This is a genomic window from Patescibacteria group bacterium (genome assembly GCA_041667185.1).
In the GTDB taxonomy this organism is placed as follows: Bacteria; Patescibacteriota; Patescibacteriia; order SG8-24; family SG8-24; genus JBAYFM01.
This window is the reverse complement of record JBAYFM010000004.1, coordinates 83,912-99,527: the sequence shown is the minus strand read 5'-3', so window position 1 is coordinate 99,527 and position 15,616 is coordinate 83,912. Positions and strand designations below refer to the sequence as shown.

Here is a 15,616-nt window from a genome sequence, read left to right as displayed (position 1 = left end):
TCCGCCGCTGACGGCCCCATGCCGCAGACTCGCGAGCACATCCTGCTCGCCCACCAGGTCGGCGTCCCGTACATGGTCGTTTTCCTGAACAAGGTTGATCAGGTCGAGGATCCGGAACTCATCGATCTCGTCGAAGAAGAGGTCCGCGACCTGCTGACTAAGTACGAATTCCCGGGCAAGGAAGTCCCGATCATCCGCGGTTCCGCCACCAAAGCTCTCGCCAACCCGACCGGTCCGGAAGCCAAGCCGATCCTCGATCTCATCGAGGCCTTGGACACCTACATTCCGGAGCCGCAGCGCGAGACCGACAAGCCGTTCCTGATGGCCATTGAGGACGTGTTCAGCATCGAGGGCCGCGGCACCGTCGTCACCGGCCGCATCGATCGCGGCGTCATCCATATCAATGAAGAGGTCGAGATCGTCGGCTTGGGCGAGACCAAGAAGACCGTCGTCACCGGCATTGAAATGTTCAACAAGCAGCTGGAAGAGGGTCGCGCTGGCGACAACGCCGGCCTCTTGCTCCGCGGCATCAAGAAAGAGGATGTCGAGCGCGGCATGGTCCTCGTCAAGCCGGGTTCCGTCACGCCTCACACCGAGTTCCAGGGCCAGGTTTACGCTCTGACCAAGGAGGAAGGCGGCCGCCACAAGCCGTTCTTCAAGGGCTACAAGCCGCAGTTCTACATCCGCACCACCGATGTCACGGGCGAGGTTGAATTGGCCCCGGGCACGGAGATGGTCATGCCTGGCGACACCGCCACGCTGTCGATCAAGCTCATCACCCCGGTCGCTCTCGAGGAGAAGATGCGTTTCGCCATCCGCGAGGGCGGCAAGACAGTCGGCGCCGGCACGGTGCTGAAGATCACCAAGTAATCCTGATCCAACGATCTTTTAACCTTAATTCCCAAGGCAATGGCTACCGAACTGAAGAAAACGAAGAAGGATGAGGAGACTCGCCAGCGCATCCGCATCAAGATCCGGGCGTATGATCACAAGATCATCGACCAGTCCACGCGGACGATCATTGAGACGGCGCAGCGCACAGGAGCTTCCGTCCGCGGCCCGGTGCCGTTGCCGACGGAGAAGACCAAGTACACCGTCAACCGCTCCACGTTCGTCCACAAGGACGCCCGCGAGCAGTACGAGATGAGGGTTCACAAGCGGCTGGTCGACATCTACGAGCCGACGCCGAAGACCATCGAGGCTCTGACGAATCTGAATCTTCCGGCCGGCGTGGACGTGGAGATCAAGATGTAGGATCGGATCCAATAAGCAAAAAACGGACGAAGAAATTCGCATGTCGGATCGGAGAAACGGAGAAAGATGCCGGGGGCGCAAGCCCCCGGCAAAACCTCCGCCATCTCCCGGAACGACACAGGAGGATTAACAACCTTATCGCTAACGCGAAAACTTAGAGCCTTAACCGACCCGTACGGGGTTGTGTTGCCGAGTCCATCCACCGTGGAGCTTGATGAATGGACCAACGGTCTTCGAGAGGCTGGAAGTTTGTTCGTCCTTCCGCACCGCGCGGGAGATGGAAAAACTTCTGGCTTTTCGTTTATACCGCGGCAAACAGCGCCGGCGGCCGACGATCAGGGAACTATGAAATTCATCATCGCTAAGAAAATCGAGATGTCGCAGCGCTTCCGGGCCGACGGTACCGTCGTTCCGGTCACTTTGCTGCAGGCCGGCCCTTGCGTCGTGACCCAGGTCAAGACCCAGGAGAAGGACGGCTACACCGCCGTGCAGTTAGGTTTGGGTAAAGATAAGGATCCGAACAAGCCGCAGTCCGGCCATATGAAGCCGGCCGGCGAGATGTGCAAGATCATCCGCGAATTCCGCGTCGACGGTCCGACCGAACTCACGGTCGGCGCCAAGGTTGACGCCGCGCAGTTCAACGCCGGCGAATTCGTCGGCGTGAGCGGCGTTTCCAAAGGCAAGGGCTTCCAGGGCGTCGTCAAGCGCCATCATTTCCGCGGCGGCCCCGCTTCCCACGGCCACAAAGATAACCTGCGCATGCCTGGTTCCATCGGTTCCGGCGGCATGCAGCGCGTCTTGAAAGGTCTGCGGATGGGCGGCCACATGGGCAGCGATTCCGTGACGGTCAAGAATCTGGAGGTCATCGAAGTTGACGCGGCTAACAATATTCTGGCGGTCAAAGGTGCCGTTCCGGGAGCTCGCGGCGCGGTCCTGCTCGTTGAGGGCGGCCACGAAGCTAAGCAGTCTTGGAACTAGTATGCCGAAGGTTAAACTTTACAATTCCGCCGGCAACATCGTCGGCGAGAAGAATCTGAAAGCCGAAGTGTTCGGCGTCAAGGTCCGTCCCGAGATCGTTCACGAGGTCGCGACCAACATCCTCACGAGCGCTCGCCAGCCTCTGGCTCACACCAAGACGCGCGGCGACGTCCGCGGCGGCGGTAAGAAGCCGTGGAAACAGAAAGGCACCGGCCGCGCTCGCCATGGTTCCAGCCGTTCCCCGATCTGGGTCGGCGGCGGCATCACTTTCGGTCCGCGCAGCGAACGCGATTACACCCGCAAGATCAACAAGAAGACCCGCCAGCTCGCTTTCCGCATGGTCCTCTCCGACAAGGTCGCTTCCGACAACTTCGTGCTGCTCGACAGCTTCGAGGTCAAGGGCGGCAAGACCAAAGAGGCGGCCATGATCCTGAAGAAACTGCCGGCCAAGGGCAAGGTGATCATCATCATGCCGAAGCGCGATGAGGCTGTGGTCCGCAGCACGAAGAACCTGCCCAAAGTCCGTCTTGAGGGCGTGGGCAACGTCGGACTCATCGATGTGCTCAAGGCTGATGCCGTCATCATGACGGTCGAAGCCGCCGAAAAGCTCGAGAAAGCCAACGGTTAATCTCCTCTGAAATATGGGTATTTTCGGTAAAGTTTCCAAAAAGCAGAATCTGGCCCCGGCCAAGCAGGAAGAGGCGGCCGAGGAGAAGAAACCGGCGTCCGATAAAAAATCGGCTGCCAGCGAACCGGTCAAACGCGGCCCGCTCGCCAAGGAGCACGGCGGCGATGCTTATCGCATCCTCCTGACTCCGGTCCTCACCGAGAAAGCCGATCGCCAGCAATCTCTCGGCAAGTACACTTTCGTCGTCGCTCCGGACGCCAACAAGAATGCGGTGGCCCAGGCCGTCCGCGATCTCTACGGCGTCAAACCGGTCTCGGTGCGCATTGTTGCCGTCAAAGGCAAACACGTCCGCTCCGGCCGGGTGCTCGGCAAGCGCAAGGATCAGAAGAAGGCCATCGTCACCCTGAAGGCTGGCGAGACCATAACCGCCATGGAGGGAGTCTAATATGCCGATCAAGCTTTACAAACCAGTGACTTTGGGCCGCCGGATCTCCAGCGTTGATGCCTTCACCGACATCACCAAGACCGAGCCCGAACGGACGCTGATCCTGCCGAAGCGCAAGACCGGCGGCCGCAACATCCAGGGTAAGATCACCGTTCGCCATCGCGGCGGCGGAGCCGATCGTTACGTCCGCATCGTTGATTTTCGGCGCGATCGTTACGATATCCCGGCCACGGTTTCGGCCATCGAGTATGATCCGAACCGCGGCGCCCGCCTCGCCTTGCTCCATTACAAGGACGGCGTGAAGGCCTACATGGTCGCCCCTCAGAATTTGGGCGTCGGCGACGTCATCTTGTCCTCCAAATCCCAGATCGAGATCAAACCCGGCAACCGCATGCCGATCTCGCAGATGCCGGTCGGCATCCAGATCCATAGCATCGAGCTCCATCCCGGCCAGGGCGGCACGGTCGTCCGCGGCGCCGGTCTCGGCGCTCAGCTCATGGCTGTCGAGGGCGATTTCGCGCAGGTCCGCCTGCCGTCCGGCGAGGTCCGCAGGTTCAGCAAGAACTGCATGGCCACCGTCGGCATGGTCGGCAATCCTGATTATCGCCTCATCCGCTGGGGCAAGGCCGGCCGCACCCGCCATCGCGGACGCCGTCCGGAGGTCCGCGGCAAAGTCATGAATCCGGTGGATCACCCGCATGGCGGCGGCGAAGGCAAGAACCCGATCGGTCTCAAGAATCCGAAGACCAAGTGGGGCAAGCCGGCGCTGGGCGTCAAGACCCGGAACAAGAAAAAGGCTTCCTGGAAATTCATCGTCTCGCGACGCAAGTAATCCTATGTCACGCAGCCTCAAAAAGGGTCCGGCTCTGGATCCGAAGCTCCTGAAGAAGATCTCCAAGATGAAGCCTGGCGACAAGACCATCGTCAAGACCTGGTCCCGCTGGTGCGCCATCACTCCGGAGATGGTCGGCTTCGTCATCGGCGTCCACAACGGCCGCCAGCACACCCCGATCCTCATCATCGAGAACATGGTCGGCCACAAACTCGGCGAGTTCGCTCCGACCCGCAAGTTCCTCCGGCACGGCGGCAAGATGCAGAAGGAGCTCGAGACCAAGCGCGCCGAGGCGGATAAGGCCGCGAGTCAGGCCGCTCAGGCCCCAGCCGCTGCGGCCAAGAAATAACCTGACGAGCTTATGGAAGTCATCGCTAAAGCAAGGAATATCGGGATGTCCGCTCGCAAGGTCAGGCTGGTCATCGGCCTCATCCGCGGCATGGACATTGCCCCGGCTCTGGCTCAGCTGAGCTATTACAGCAAAGCCGCCTCGCGCCCGGTCACGAAACTGGTCAAGTCGGCCGTCGCCAACGCCGAACATAATTTCAAGCTGGACGCCGACAATCTTTACATCAAACAGATCTACGCCGACGCCGGCCCGGTCCTCGATCGGTGGCGCGCCCGGGCTTTCGGCCGCGCGGCGCCGATCCGCAAGCGCAGCTGTCACATCACCGTGGTGCTCGACGAGCGCCGGGTGAGCGCCCCGAAAGGCGCCGCCGCCGCGGTGGTGAAGAAGTCCGCCAAGACCGCCGCCAAGGAGGCCAAGGCTGAAAAGAAGTCCGCCGCCAAAAAGACGGTCAAGGCTAAGAAGAAGGAGTAAACCACTATGGGCAATAAAGTACATCCGAAGATCTTCCGCATCGGCACTGTCTATACGTGGAGCTCCAAGTGGTTCTCCAAGCGCGACTTCGCCGCTCTGCTTAAGGAAGACATGAAGATCAAGGAGTTTCTCCGCGCCAAATTGAAGGAGGCTCAGGTTGATCGCATCGACATCGAGCGGACCGTGCGGGCTCTGACCGTCACTGTCCACTCCGCCAAGCCGGCCATGATCATCGGCCGCGGCGGTTCCGGCGTCGAGGATCTCAAGAAAGAACTGGTGGCCAAGATTGGCCGCAAACTGACCGGCAAGGACAAGCTGAACATCAATCTGAACGTCATCGAGATCAGGAATCCGTCGCTCTCCGCGAACATCGTCCTGCAGTCGATGATCAAGGATATCGAGGCTCGCCTGCCGTTCCGCCGCGTGCTCAAGCAGCACATGGATCGCATGCAGAAAGCCGGCGCCAAGGGCGCCAAGCTGCAGATCAAAGGCCGCCTGAACGGCGCCGAGATCGCCCGCGAGGAAAAACTCGCCTGGGGCAGCGTTCCGCTTCACACCCTGCGCGCGGATGTCGATTTCGCTTCCGGTTTCGCGAGCACCCTGTTCTGCACGATCGGCATCAAGGTCTGGATCTTCCGCGGCATCGTTTTCGGCGATGCGGTCGAGGCCCAGCAGCCCGCTGCTCCGGCCGAACGCCGTCCGGCTTTCCGCGGCCGCGGTCCCAGGCAGTAGCCCGGGTCCTCACGCAAGACGCATATGTTGTTACCAGCCAAAGTCAAACACCGCAAAATGCACAAGGGTCGCGCCCGCAATACGCGCGTGGCGACCACCAAGACCGAGATCAGCTTCGGCACCTACGGTCTGAAGGCGCTCGGCGCCGCCTGGGTGACCTCCCGGCAGATCGAGGCCGCTCGTCGCGCCATGACCCGCTTCATCAAGCGCGGCGGCAAGATCTGGATCCGCATTTTCCCGGACAAGCCGATCACGAACCATGGCAACGAGTCGACCATGGGCGGCGGCAAGGGCGCCGTCGACCACTATGTGGCCGTCATCCGCCCCGGCACCGTGCTCTTCGAGATGGATGGCGTGACCGAGGAAGCGGCTCGCGAAGCGATGGAGCTCGCCGGCTACAAGCTGCCGATGAAATCCAAGTTTCTCGTCAAGAATTAGCCGCTTAACCAGCAAGGATTTATGGACATCAAGGAATTGCGCGAAAAATCCGACGCCGAGCTGGACCGGCTGCTCCGGGATTCCCGGAACAAGATCCGCGAGTTTCGCTTCAAGGTGGCGGCCAAGAAAATGGCCGACGTCCGCGAGATCCGCGAGATCAAGAAGACCGTCGCCAGGATCCTGACCCTAAGAAAATCCCAGGCCGCCGGAACCAAGCCGGCCGCCCGCGGTTGAACCCCGTAGTTTTTTCTTCATATGGAAGCCAAGAACAAGACGCAGCGGGTTTTCGAGGGGTTGGTCGTCTCGGACAAGATGGCCAAGACCATCGTGGTCCGGATCGATCGCCAGAAGACCCACCCGAAATATAACAAACAATACCGGCAGTCCCGGAAGTACAAGGTCCATGACGAGAAGGGGGAGTACAAGGTCGGGGACGTCGTCCGTTTCGTCGAGACGCGGCCGCTGTCGAAAGACAAGCGCTGGCGGGTCGTCGGAAAGGTGACCAAGTAAAGGTATGTTGCAGCATCGTTCAATGATCGGCGTCGCCGACAACACCGGCGCCAAGAAACTGCAGGTCATCCGGCTGCATGGCGGCTATCAGCATCGCCATGCCGGCTTGGGCGATATCGTCACCGCCGTCGTCAAGCTGGCCGTGCCGCACAGCACGGTCGCGAAAAGCCAGGTCGTCCACGCGGTCATCGTCCGCATCCGCAAGGAGACTCGCCGCAAGGACGGCACTTACGTCCGTTTCGACGACAACGCCGCCGTCATCATCGATGAGAAATCCAAGGAGCCCAAAGGCACCCGCATCTTCGGACCCGTGGCCCGCGAGCTGCGCACCCTGGGTTTCGCCAAGATCATTTCTTTGGCCCCCGAGGTCGTCTAAGCCGCAACCTTATGAACATCAAGAAAGGCGACAACGTCAAAGTGGCCGTCGGCAAGGACAAGGGTAAGAGCGGCAAGGTCATTCAGGTCTTCCCGAAGCTCGGCAAGGTCGTGGTCGAGGGCGTGAATGTCATGGTCAAGTATCTGAAGACCCGCCAGCAGGGACAGCCGGGCCAGAAAGTCGAGTTCGCCGCGCCGCTCGCGGCCGCGAACGTCATGGCAATCTGTCCGAAGTGCGCCCAGCCGACCCGGCTCGGCGTCAAGATGCTGGCGCAGCCGGACGGCAAGGAACGCAAGGTCCGCATCTGCCGCAAGTGCAAGGAAGCCATTGAATAGCGCAAGATTATGAACGCCAAAACACGGTTCCAAATCCTGTTCGAGAAAGAGATCGCGCCGCAGCTCAAGGCCAAATTGGGCGTGAAGAACGTCATGGCCGTGCCGCGGTTCGTTAAGGTCGTCCTGAACGTCGGCTTGAAGCAGGGTCTCAAGGATCCCAAGTACGTCGAGGCGGCCGAGCGGACGCTGACCAGGATCAGCGGCCAGAAGCCGGTCAAGACGCTGGCCAAGAAATCCATCTCGAACTTCAAGATCCGCCAGGGCATGGTCGTCGGCATGATGGTCACGCTGCGCGGCCGCCGGATGTTCGATTTCATCGACAAGCTGATCAATTCCACCCTGCCGCGCGTCCGCGATTTCCGCGGCGTGTCGCCCAAGTCGATCGACGCCCACGGCAATTTCTCCATCGGCATGAAAGAGTTCGTCTCGTTCCCGGAGATCCGCCCGGAGGATACCGATCTCGTGCACGGCCTGGAGATGACCATCGTCACCACGGCTCGCACCAAGGCTCGCGGCTTGGAACTGCTCCGCGCCGCCGGCTTCCCGTTCAGGGAGGACGTTAAATAATCAGGAACTATGGCTACCCAAGGTCAAATCGCCAAATCAGCCAAGAAACCGAAATTTTCCTCGCGCATCGTCCGCCGGTGCTGGCGCTGCGGCCGCAATCGCGGCCTGATCCGCGACTTCAAACTGTGCCGCATCTGTTTCCGCGAATTAGCCAACCGGGGCGAGATCCCGGGTATCCGGAAGTCGTCATGGTAAATACAGCTGCGTTTCGCTGGTCGCAAGCTCGGCGCCGACACCACAGTGGTCAAGGCCGGGCGCCGGACCAGGGATCAGCGACACGATAGTTTATGCAAACCACATCATTATGATGACCGATCCAATCTCAGACATGCTTACGCGGATCCGCAACGCCTCTCAGGTCAGAAAACCGGAGGTCAGGATCCCGTATTCCAAGATGAAACTCGCTGTCGCCAAGATCCTGGCCGAAGAAGGCTATGTGACCACGGTCGGCAAAGAGGGCAGCGGCACCGGCGTGGAGCTCCGTCTGGAGCTCAAGTACGACGGCCGCCAGCCCTACATCCGCAGCCTGAAGCGCGTTTCGACCCCGGGCCGCCGCGTTTATAACGGCTACCAGGACCTGCCGCGCGTCCTCTCCGACAAGGGCATCGCCATTGTTTCGACCTCGCAGGGCGTCATGACCAACAAAGAAGCGCGTCGGCGCAAGCTGGGTGGCGAGATCCTGTGCGAGATCTATTGATCTTGACCGCCTTAGCTAACCACTGAAACATATGTCCCGAGTCGGAAAAAAACTCCTGGCCATCCCGAAGGGCGTCGAGATCAAACTCGATGGCCGTGTCGTGAACGTCAAGGGTCCCAAGGGCGAACTGAAGCTCGAATTACATCCGCACGTGGAAGTCGTCATCGAGGGCGCGGAGCTCACGATCGACGTCAAGGACCATGAGAACGTGAAAGACCGCTCGCTTTGGGGTCTGTTCCGCAGGCTCATCGGCAACATGGTCACCGGCGTCACGGTCGGCTACAAGCGCCAGCTCGAGATCAACGGCGTCGGTTTCAAGGCCGGCGTCCAGGGCAAAGTGCTCAAGCTCGAGGTCGGCTTCTCCCACGACGTTGATTTTCCCATCCCGCCGGGCATCGAGGTCGGCGTGGACAAGAATGTCATCACTGTTTCCGGCATTGACCTGCAGCAGGTGGGGGAGATCGCCGCTCAGATCCGCCATGTCTGGCCTCCGGAACCGTATAAGGGCAAGGGCATCAAGTACGTCGATGAGGTCATTCACCGCAAGGCCGGCAAAGCTGCCAAGGCCGGAGCCGCGGCGTAACCATTGAAGTTATGAAAGCCAGCGTGCAATCAAAGAATCAATCCCGGCTGCGCCGCCAGCGGCGGGTCCGCGCCCGGGTCCAGGGCACTGCCGCGAAACCGCGTCTGTCGGTTTTCCGCAGCGCCAAGCATATCTACGCCCAGGTGATCGATGATGCGGCCGGTAAGACCCTCGCCGCGGCCGATGATACCGTCGTCGACAAGAAAGAGGCTGCCAAGCTCGCCAAGGGCGAGTCGGACCGCCAAGCCAAGGTCGCCGTCGCTTACGCGGTCGGCAAACTGGTCGCCGAGAAAGCCGTGAAAGCCGGACTGAGCCAGGTCGTTTTTGACCGCAATGGTTTCGCCTTCACCGGTCGGATCGCCGCTTTGGCCGCCGGCGCCAGGGATAACGGCCTGAAGTTCTAAGGCCGCCTTGAACGCATATCATTATGGAGAAGATCATCGTCCAACCCATCACCGATAAAGGTCCGCGCAAAGACAGCGGACGTCGTCCGCCCGGCGGCGGTCGTCCGTTCCGCCGCGGTCAGGATGAACAGAAAGAGTTCGATCAGCGCATCCTGGAACTCTCGCGCGTCACCCGCGTCACCAAGGGCGGCAAGCGCATGCGGTTCCGCGCCTGCGTCATCATCGGCGACCGCAAGGGCCGCGTCGGTTTCGGCATCGCCAAGGGCGCTGATGTCGCCGGCAGCGTCGCCAAGGCCGTCACTCAGGCCAAGAAGCGCCTGCTGACCGTGCCCATGGTCCAGGGATCGATCCCGCACCGCGTCGAACAGAAGTTCGCCGCCGCTTCGGTGCTGCTCATGCCGGCTCCGAAAGGAACCGGTATCAAGGCCGGCGGCGCGATCCGCGTGGTCCTGGAACTCGCCGGCGTGCCGAACGCCTCGGCCAAGATCCTGGGCTCGAACAACAAGATCAATAATACCAAGGCGACGATGTTGGCTTTGCAACAGCTCCGGCTCAGCCCGGCCAAACCGAAAAAGGCCGCTGTCGAGACCGAGGCCGCCCAGAAGTAATCCCTCCAGTTATGTCTCCACTTTCGCTTAGCACCCTGAAGCCCGCGCACGGCGCCAAACAGCACTACAAGCGCGTCGGCCGCGGCAATGCTTCCGGCAAGGGTACGACGGCCGGCCGCGGCACCAAGGGCCAGCGCGCCAGGACCGGCGGCCGCAATAAACTGCTCATCCTCGGCCTCCGGCGCACGATCCTCGCGACCCCGAAGCTGCGCGGTTTTCGCGCTCTCCGGACCCCGCCTGTGGCCGTCAATCTCGAGCAGATCGCCGAGGCTTTCAAGGAAGGCGGCATCGTCAATCCGAAGACCATGATCAAGAACGGCCTCATCAAGGTCGGCACCGTCAACGTCAAGATCCTGGGCGCTGGTGAGCTTAAAAAGCGGCTGATCGTGACCGGTTGCCGCGTTTCCGAATCGGCCAAAGAGAAGATAGTGGCCGCTCGCGGCGAAGTCCGGTAAAATACAGCTGTGTTCTAGCCGGTACGGTTCCGGGGCGCTTGTCGCCCCAGCCGCGTCGGATGCCAAGCACGCTAATACCGAAGTTATGTGGAATAAGATCCGACAAATTTGGAAAGCCGCCGACCTGCGCAACAGCATCATTTTCGTGCTGCTGATGCTCGTCGTTTACCGCGTCGCCACCCACGTGCCGGTTCCCGGCGTCAATGCCGCCAACCTGCGCGATTTCTTCCAGTCGAACCAGGTGCTCGGCATGCTCGACCTGTTCTCCGGCGGCAGCATGCAGAACTTCTCCGTGGTCGCGCTCGGCGTCGGCCCGTACATCACCTCGTCCATCATCTTCCAGCTCCTCGCCATGATCATCCCGCGGCTGGAGGAGATCCAGAAAGACGGCGCCGGCGGACAGGAGCGCATCAATTATTACACCCGGTTGGCCACGGTGCCGCTCGCGCTCTTGCAGGCCTACGCCATGCTCTCCATCCTGACCTCTTCCGGCCAGGGGATCGTCGGCGATATCTCGGTCGTCCAGAAAGCCGTGATCGTCCTGGCGATGACCGCCGGCACGATCTGGCTCATGTGGATCGGCGAGCTCATCTCCGAGCGCAAGATCGGCAACGGCATTTCCATCCTGATCTTCGCCAACATCGTCGACCGCCTGCCGACCGCCGTGCAGCAAGCCATCCTGACCTATGAACCGTCGAAGCTCCTGAATTGGGCGGCTTTCGCGGTCATCGGCCTGCTGACGGTCGCTGGCGTGGTCTTCATCACTGAGGGTCAGCGCAACATTCCGGTCGTCTACGCCAAGCGCATGCGCGGCGGCAAACTCTTCGGCGGCGCCGAAACGTTCCTGCCGCTCCGCGTCAACATGGCCGGCGTCATCCCGATCATCTTCGCGGTCTCCATCATCCTGTTCCCGCCGATGATCGCCCAGTTCTTCCTGAAGGCCAAGACGGCCTGGCTCGCGGCCGGCGCGCAGAAGACCATCATGTTCTTCCAGGACAAGTGGATCTACGGCATCCTTTATTTCCTCCTGGTCTTCGTGTTCACCTACTTCTACACCGCCGTCGTTTTCCATCCTGATCGCGTGGCCGAGAATCTGCAGAAACAGGGCGGGTTCATTCCCGGCATCCGGCCTGGAAATCCGACCGCTGAATATATCAGCAAGACCGTGAGCCGGATCATGCCGGCGGGCGCGTTCTTCCTCGCGGCCATCGCCGTCCTGCCGCTGATCGTCCAGCATATGACCGGCACCCAGTCGCTCGTCGTCGGTGGCACCAGCTTGCTCATCGTCGTTTCCGTGGTCATTGAGATCGTCAAACAGGTTGATTCGCAGATGACGATGCGTGATTACGAGTCGCTGTAAATAGCGCAACCAAGCCAAATAATCGACCAAAGGGCGCGTCCAACGCGCCTTTTTGGTATAATTAAGACCTATGGAAGGATCAACGCCTGTGCGGCTGGCCAAAGAAGAGATCAAGGAGCTGACTTTCGGCATCTCCAGTCTTGATCAGCATCAACGCGAGGCTGTCCGCCAGCTGCTGGTCCGTCTTCATGACACTCACTCCGGTTTGATCTATCCGCGTGAGTTGCATCTGGCGCTCATGAAATTACAGCAGACGTATGTCATCTCCGAGATCGATCGACAAAATGTCGAAGCCGCCATCTTCGGCGCCTGAGCGCCAGGAAGAGATTCCGGCCGCGGCTCGCGCGGCGCGGCTGGTTTTTGCGTCCGCACTGGAGATCTTTCTTTTAGGATCGGTCCTGCTGCTGGTGCTTCTGGTCGGCCGATTGGCCGCGTTCGCCAAGCCAGGGACCGTTGCCGCGGCGGCCGCTCCGGAACTGACCATCTGGAGTTTCATCACGGCTTTCGCGGCCGCGACCGCGCTCCTCGTGATACTGGCGCGGACCAGGCGCGGAGCCCTGGTCTTCACCCTGCTTTTCACCCTGGCCGTGTTCGTCGGCGTCGGCGCCTGGTTCGAGACGGCGTTCGGGACCGGACCGGCGATCATCGCTGTCGCGGCGGCGGTCCTGCTGCACTACGCCGTGAGCCGCGTCGCGACCTACGACCTGATCCTGGTCTTCGGCATGGCCGGTCTGGCCCTGGGTCTGGGCGAAGCCATGCGGCCGCTGGTCGTGGTCGTGATCCTGGCCGGGCTGTCGTTCTATGACCTGTTCGCGGTTTACGTGACCCGGCATCTGGCCGAAGCGGCGGCTTCTCTGTTGCGGCAGCGGGCTATTTTTGCCATCATTATACCGTCAACCAGCGCAGGTTTTTTCAAGCGTCTGAAGGAGGTCTCGGCTGACGGTGGTTTCTTTTTCCTAGGCACGGGCGACATGGTCCTGCCAGCCATGCTCGTCGCGTCGCTCGCGGTCCGTGGTTCGTCCGCCGCCGTCCCGGTCGCCATCGGGGCGCTCGCCGGACTCCTGGCCACGAGCCTGATCTTCGCGGCCCAGCGTACTCACCGGCCGATGCCGGCCCTGCCGCCGATCGCTCTCGGTTCCATCGTCGGTTATCTAATCACGCTCTTAGCATCCTGACCCGAAGACTATGTTCAATATCATCATGATCGGGCCGCAAGGCTCCGGCAAAGGCACGCAGTCCGAAAAGATGTCCGAGAAACTCGGTATCCCGACCATCTCTCTCGGCAAGCTGTTCCGCGCCGAGATCGAACGCAACACGGGTCTGGGCCGCGACCTGGCCGGTTACATCGAGCGCGGCGAACTCGTGCCGACCGATCTGGTCAATCAGGTCATGGCCGAACGCCTCACGGAAGAAGATACCGTCGGCGGCTTCATCGTGGACGGTTATCCGCGCACGAAGGATCAGGCTGAGGCGTTGGACGAACTTATGACGAAGATCAACCGCCAGGTGACCCACGTCATCAGTCTTGATATCGCCGACGACGAAGCGGTGCGACGGTTGTCCGGCCGCCGGGTCTGCTCGAATCAGGATTGCGAGCTCAATTATCATATCGAGTTCAATCCACCGAAGGGTTCGCCGGACAAATGCGACCGTTGCGGCAGCCCGCTCATCCAGCGCGCGGACGACACCCCGGAGGTCATCCGCCAGCGCCTGAGCCTTTATCATCACGACACCCAGCCGCTCATTGATTTCTATTCGGCCCGCGGTCTCGTGAGGCGGATCGATGGCACCCGTCCGATCGCCGAGGTCGAGGCCGCGATCGCCGCCGCTTTGGGAGTCTAGTTGATCGCGTCCGGCTTTGACGTTGTCCGGCCGTTGGTGTAAAAAGTGCGCAGACTTGTTCTTTGTCTGCGTTAACGGAGGTCGCCATGAAGAAGCGCCAAACACGTTCAAAGGATTTCGATCTGGTCATCGGACTCACCGGCCTCAAGGCGGCCGGCAAGGATGAGTTGTCCGAGCGTCTGACTGCGCACGGTTTCGTGACCCGCCGCTGTTCCGACGAGATCCGCGAGGAGGCCAAGCGCCGGGGCATCGAGAAACCGACCGTCGATCAGCTGATCGAAATCGGTAACTGGGGCCGCGAGCAGCCCGAAGGTATGGCTTATTGGGCCAAGCGCGTCGTCGCGACGCTCAAGTCTCAGGGTCATCGCCGGATCATCGTGAACGGCATGCGCCACCCCGACGAGGTCAAAGGCCTGCAGAAATTGCTTGGCGGCTGTTTCGTCATGATCGGCATAGTCGCGCCGACCCACGTCAGGGCCGCGCGTCTTCTGAGCCGCCGGCGTCCCGGCGATCCGGTCGACATGGCCGGTTTCACCAAGCTCGACGATGACGATCGCGGCATCGGCCAGCCGCTGCACGGCCAGCAGGTCGACCGCACCCTGGCGCTCGTGCCGTGGGAGAACCTCTACAACAATCAGGGCACTCTCGAGGAGTACCAGGCCTGGATCGACGCTCTTGTCGACCGGCTTCTCAAGAAGTGAACCGGAAGGTTCAGCAGCGCTCAGGACGCCGACATCGGCGTCCTTTTATTTTCGCCACTATCAGAAAGCCTCGGCGTCAGCCGAGGTTGAATAAAAGACGCGAATCCCCCGCACCCCGCACTGTCTAGTGCGGGGGAAGGGGGATAGGCTACGGCGAATGAAAGCGGTTGGAATATCAAAAATCCCGGGCTTCCAGCCCGAGGGAGTCTTTGCCTGCTTTGCCGAACGCGCCTTTTGTTCTAAACTGGGGAGTGAACTTATGATCGACCTGAAGACCGGACCAGAGATAGAGATCATTCGCGCCGGCGGCCGGATTCTGGCCGATATTTTGGCGCGCCTCGCGGCGGAGGCGAAGCCCGGCGTCACCACTGGCGAGCTTGAAGCGTTGGCGCAGAAATTGATGCGGGCGGCGGGCGGTGAACCAGCCTTCCAGGGGTACCGACCCGAAGGCAGCCGGACGGCTTTTCCGACCGCCATCTGCAGTTCGCTGAACGACGAGGTCGTCCACGGCATGGCTTTGCCGTCGCGGCCGGTCGCGAGCGGCGATCTTCTGAAATTGGATGTCGGTCTCAAGTACCGCGGGTTTTTCACGGATACGGCGCTCACGGTCGCGGTCGGCGAGGTCGCGCCGGAGCGATTGAAGCTGCTCGAAGCCACGCGCGCGTCTTTGAACATCGGCCTCAAACAGGTTCGTCCCGGAGCCTGGGTGAGCGACATCGGCAAAGCCATTGATCGTCATGTCCGGCGGCTGGGTTATTCGACGGTCAAAGACCTGACCGGTCACGGCGTCGGCCGCGCGGTCCACGAAGAGCCGCCGATTCCGAATTATTTCGACCGAAGCCTGGAACCGGTCCGTCTTGTCCCCGGCATGGTCATCGCGATCGAACCCATGGTGAACGCCGGCCGCGACGAGGTCCGGGTGAAGCGCGACGGCTGGACGATCGCGACCGCGGATGGCCAGCCATCGGCTCATTTCGAGGTCACAGTCGCCGTGACCGCCAAGGGCCTGGAGATACTGACGCCGCAAGAGGGGATCGGTCTGGAATTTTAG

Annotated in this window: 26 protein-coding genes and 1 pseudogene; all 27 read left to right on the top strand. The window is 61.1% G+C overall.

Features of this window, described 5'->3' with window-relative positions; translation table 11 throughout:
• Positions 1–870 (top strand): elongation factor Tu (locus WCT10_02370; protein ID MFA6603666.1); only part of this gene is annotated, 870 nt, incomplete at its 5' end.
• A 39-nt stretch (positions 871–909) separates the two neighbouring features.
• Positions 910–1,254: a 30S ribosomal protein S10 gene (gene rpsJ / locus WCT10_02365; protein ID MFA6603665.1), complete on the top strand. Its 345-nt coding sequence runs from the start codon at positions 910–912 to the stop codon at positions 1,252–1,254.
• A 345-nt stretch (positions 1,255–1,599) separates the two neighbouring features.
• Positions 1,600–2,232 carry a 50S ribosomal protein L3 gene (gene rplC / locus WCT10_02360; protein MFA6603664.1) on the top strand — a complete coding sequence of 211 codons (633 nt, stop codon included), beginning with the start codon at positions 1,600–1,602 and terminating at the stop codon, positions 2,230–2,232.
• Position 2,233: 1 nt separating this feature from the next.
• A complete protein-coding gene (gene rplD / locus WCT10_02355; GenBank protein MFA6603663.1) occupies positions 2,234–2,860 on the top strand; it encodes a 50S ribosomal protein L4 in 627 nt (208 codons plus the stop codon).
• A gap of 13 nt (positions 2,861–2,873) precedes the next feature.
• On the top strand, positions 2,874–3,305 hold the full coding sequence (gene rplW, locus WCT10_02350; protein ID MFA6603662.1) for a 50S ribosomal protein L23: 432 nt from the start codon (positions 2,874–2,876) through the stop codon (positions 3,303–3,305).
• Between the two features lies 1 nt (position 3,306).
• Positions 3,307–4,137, top strand: coding sequence for a 50S ribosomal protein L2 (gene rplB / locus WCT10_02345; protein MFA6603661.1), 831 nt, complete (start codon positions 3,307–3,309; stop codon positions 4,135–4,137).
• 4 nt (positions 4,138–4,141) lie between these two features.
• Positions 4,142–4,486, top strand: coding sequence for a 30S ribosomal protein S19 (gene rpsS, locus WCT10_02340; protein MFA6603660.1), 345 nt, complete (start codon positions 4,142–4,144; stop codon positions 4,484–4,486).
• A gap of 12 nt (positions 4,487–4,498) precedes the next feature.
• Positions 4,499–4,828, top strand: a pseudogene (gene rplV / locus WCT10_02335) (50S ribosomal protein L22).
• Positions 4,829–4,963: 135 nt separating this feature from the next.
• Positions 4,964–5,689 carry a 30S ribosomal protein S3 gene (gene rpsC, locus WCT10_02330; GenBank protein ID MFA6603659.1) on the top strand — a complete coding sequence of 242 codons (726 nt, stop codon included), beginning with the start codon at positions 4,964–4,966 and terminating at the stop codon, positions 5,687–5,689.
• Positions 5,690–5,713: 24 nt separating this feature from the next.
• Entirely contained in the window at positions 5,714–6,127 is a 414-nt protein-coding gene (gene rplP / locus WCT10_02325; protein ID MFA6603658.1) for a 50S ribosomal protein L16, read from the top strand.
• A 21-nt stretch (positions 6,128–6,148) separates the two neighbouring features.
• The gene (rpmC, locus tag WCT10_02320) at positions 6,149–6,361 is read left to right on the top strand and encodes a 50S ribosomal protein L29 (GenBank protein MFA6603657.1); all 213 of its coding nucleotides are present in this window, start codon (positions 6,149–6,151) and stop codon (positions 6,359–6,361) included.
• A gap of 21 nt (positions 6,362–6,382) precedes the next feature.
• Positions 6,383–6,637 (top strand): 30S ribosomal protein S17, encoded by a 255-nt coding sequence (gene rpsQ, locus WCT10_02315; protein ID MFA6603656.1) that lies wholly within the window; start codon positions 6,383–6,385, stop codon positions 6,635–6,637.
• A 4-nt stretch (positions 6,638–6,641) separates the two neighbouring features.
• Complete coding sequence (gene rplN, locus WCT10_02310) at positions 6,642–7,013, top strand: 50S ribosomal protein L14 (protein ID MFA6603655.1); 372 nt, start codon at positions 6,642–6,644, stop codon at positions 7,011–7,013.
• A gap of 11 nt (positions 7,014–7,024) precedes the next feature.
• Positions 7,025–7,348, top strand: a complete 324-nt coding sequence (gene rplX, locus WCT10_02305; GenBank protein ID MFA6603654.1) for a 50S ribosomal protein L24 — start codon at positions 7,025–7,027, stop codon at positions 7,346–7,348.
• Between the two features lie 9 nt (positions 7,349–7,357).
• Entirely contained in the window at positions 7,358–7,915 is a 558-nt protein-coding gene (rplE, locus tag WCT10_02300; GenBank protein ID MFA6603653.1) for a 50S ribosomal protein L5, read from the top strand.
• A 9-nt stretch (positions 7,916–7,924) separates the two neighbouring features.
• Positions 7,925–8,110 (top strand): type Z 30S ribosomal protein S14, encoded by a 186-nt coding sequence (locus WCT10_02295; protein MFA6603652.1) that lies wholly within the window; start codon positions 7,925–7,927, stop codon positions 8,108–8,110.
• 109 nt (positions 8,111–8,219) lie between these two features.
• Positions 8,220–8,612: a 30S ribosomal protein S8 gene (gene rpsH / locus WCT10_02290; protein MFA6603651.1), complete on the top strand. Its 393-nt coding sequence runs from the start codon at positions 8,220–8,222 to the stop codon at positions 8,610–8,612.
• Between the two features lie 31 nt (positions 8,613–8,643).
• A complete protein-coding gene (gene rplF, locus WCT10_02285) occupies positions 8,644–9,195 on the top strand; it encodes a 50S ribosomal protein L6 (protein MFA6603650.1) in 552 nt (183 codons plus the stop codon).
• A gap of 11 nt (positions 9,196–9,206) precedes the next feature.
• The gene (gene rplR / locus WCT10_02280) at positions 9,207–9,599 is read left to right on the top strand and encodes a 50S ribosomal protein L18 (GenBank protein ID MFA6603649.1); all 393 of its coding nucleotides are present in this window, start codon (positions 9,207–9,209) and stop codon (positions 9,597–9,599) included.
• Between the two features lie 23 nt (positions 9,600–9,622).
• Positions 9,623–10,207, top strand: a complete 585-nt coding sequence (rpsE, locus tag WCT10_02275) for a 30S ribosomal protein S5 (GenBank protein ID MFA6603648.1) — start codon at positions 9,623–9,625, stop codon at positions 10,205–10,207.
• Positions 10,208–10,218: 11 nt separating this feature from the next.
• The gene (gene rplO, locus WCT10_02270; GenBank protein ID MFA6603647.1) at positions 10,219–10,662 is read left to right on the top strand and encodes a 50S ribosomal protein L15; all 444 of its coding nucleotides are present in this window, start codon (positions 10,219–10,221) and stop codon (positions 10,660–10,662) included.
• Positions 10,663–10,747: 85 nt separating this feature from the next.
• On the top strand, positions 10,748–12,022 hold the full coding sequence (gene secY / locus WCT10_02265) for a preprotein translocase subunit SecY (GenBank protein MFA6603646.1): 1,275 nt from the start codon (positions 10,748–10,750) through the stop codon (positions 12,020–12,022).
• Between the two features lie 70 nt (positions 12,023–12,092).
• The gene (locus WCT10_02260) at positions 12,093–12,335 is read left to right on the top strand and encodes a hypothetical protein (protein MFA6603645.1); all 243 of its coding nucleotides are present in this window, start codon (positions 12,093–12,095) and stop codon (positions 12,333–12,335) included.
• Positions 12,280–13,197: a presenilin family intramembrane aspartyl protease gene (locus WCT10_02255; protein MFA6603644.1), complete on the top strand. Its 918-nt coding sequence runs from the start codon at positions 12,280–12,282 to the stop codon at positions 13,195–13,197. Before WCT10_02260 ends, WCT10_02255 begins: the two co-directional genes overlap by 56 nt.
• A 10-nt stretch (positions 13,198–13,207) precedes the next feature.
• Positions 13,208–13,864: an adenylate kinase gene (locus WCT10_02250; protein ID MFA6603643.1), complete on the top strand. Its 657-nt coding sequence runs from the start codon at positions 13,208–13,210 to the stop codon at positions 13,862–13,864.
• A gap of 86 nt (positions 13,865–13,950) precedes the next feature.
• A complete protein-coding gene (locus WCT10_02245; GenBank protein ID MFA6603642.1) occupies positions 13,951–14,565 on the top strand; it encodes a hypothetical protein in 615 nt (204 codons plus the stop codon).
• A 259-nt stretch (positions 14,566–14,824) separates the two neighbouring features.
• Positions 14,825–15,616 carry a type I methionyl aminopeptidase gene (gene map / locus WCT10_02240; protein ID MFA6603641.1) on the top strand — a complete coding sequence of 264 codons (792 nt, stop codon included), beginning with the start codon at positions 14,825–14,827 and terminating at the stop codon, positions 15,614–15,616.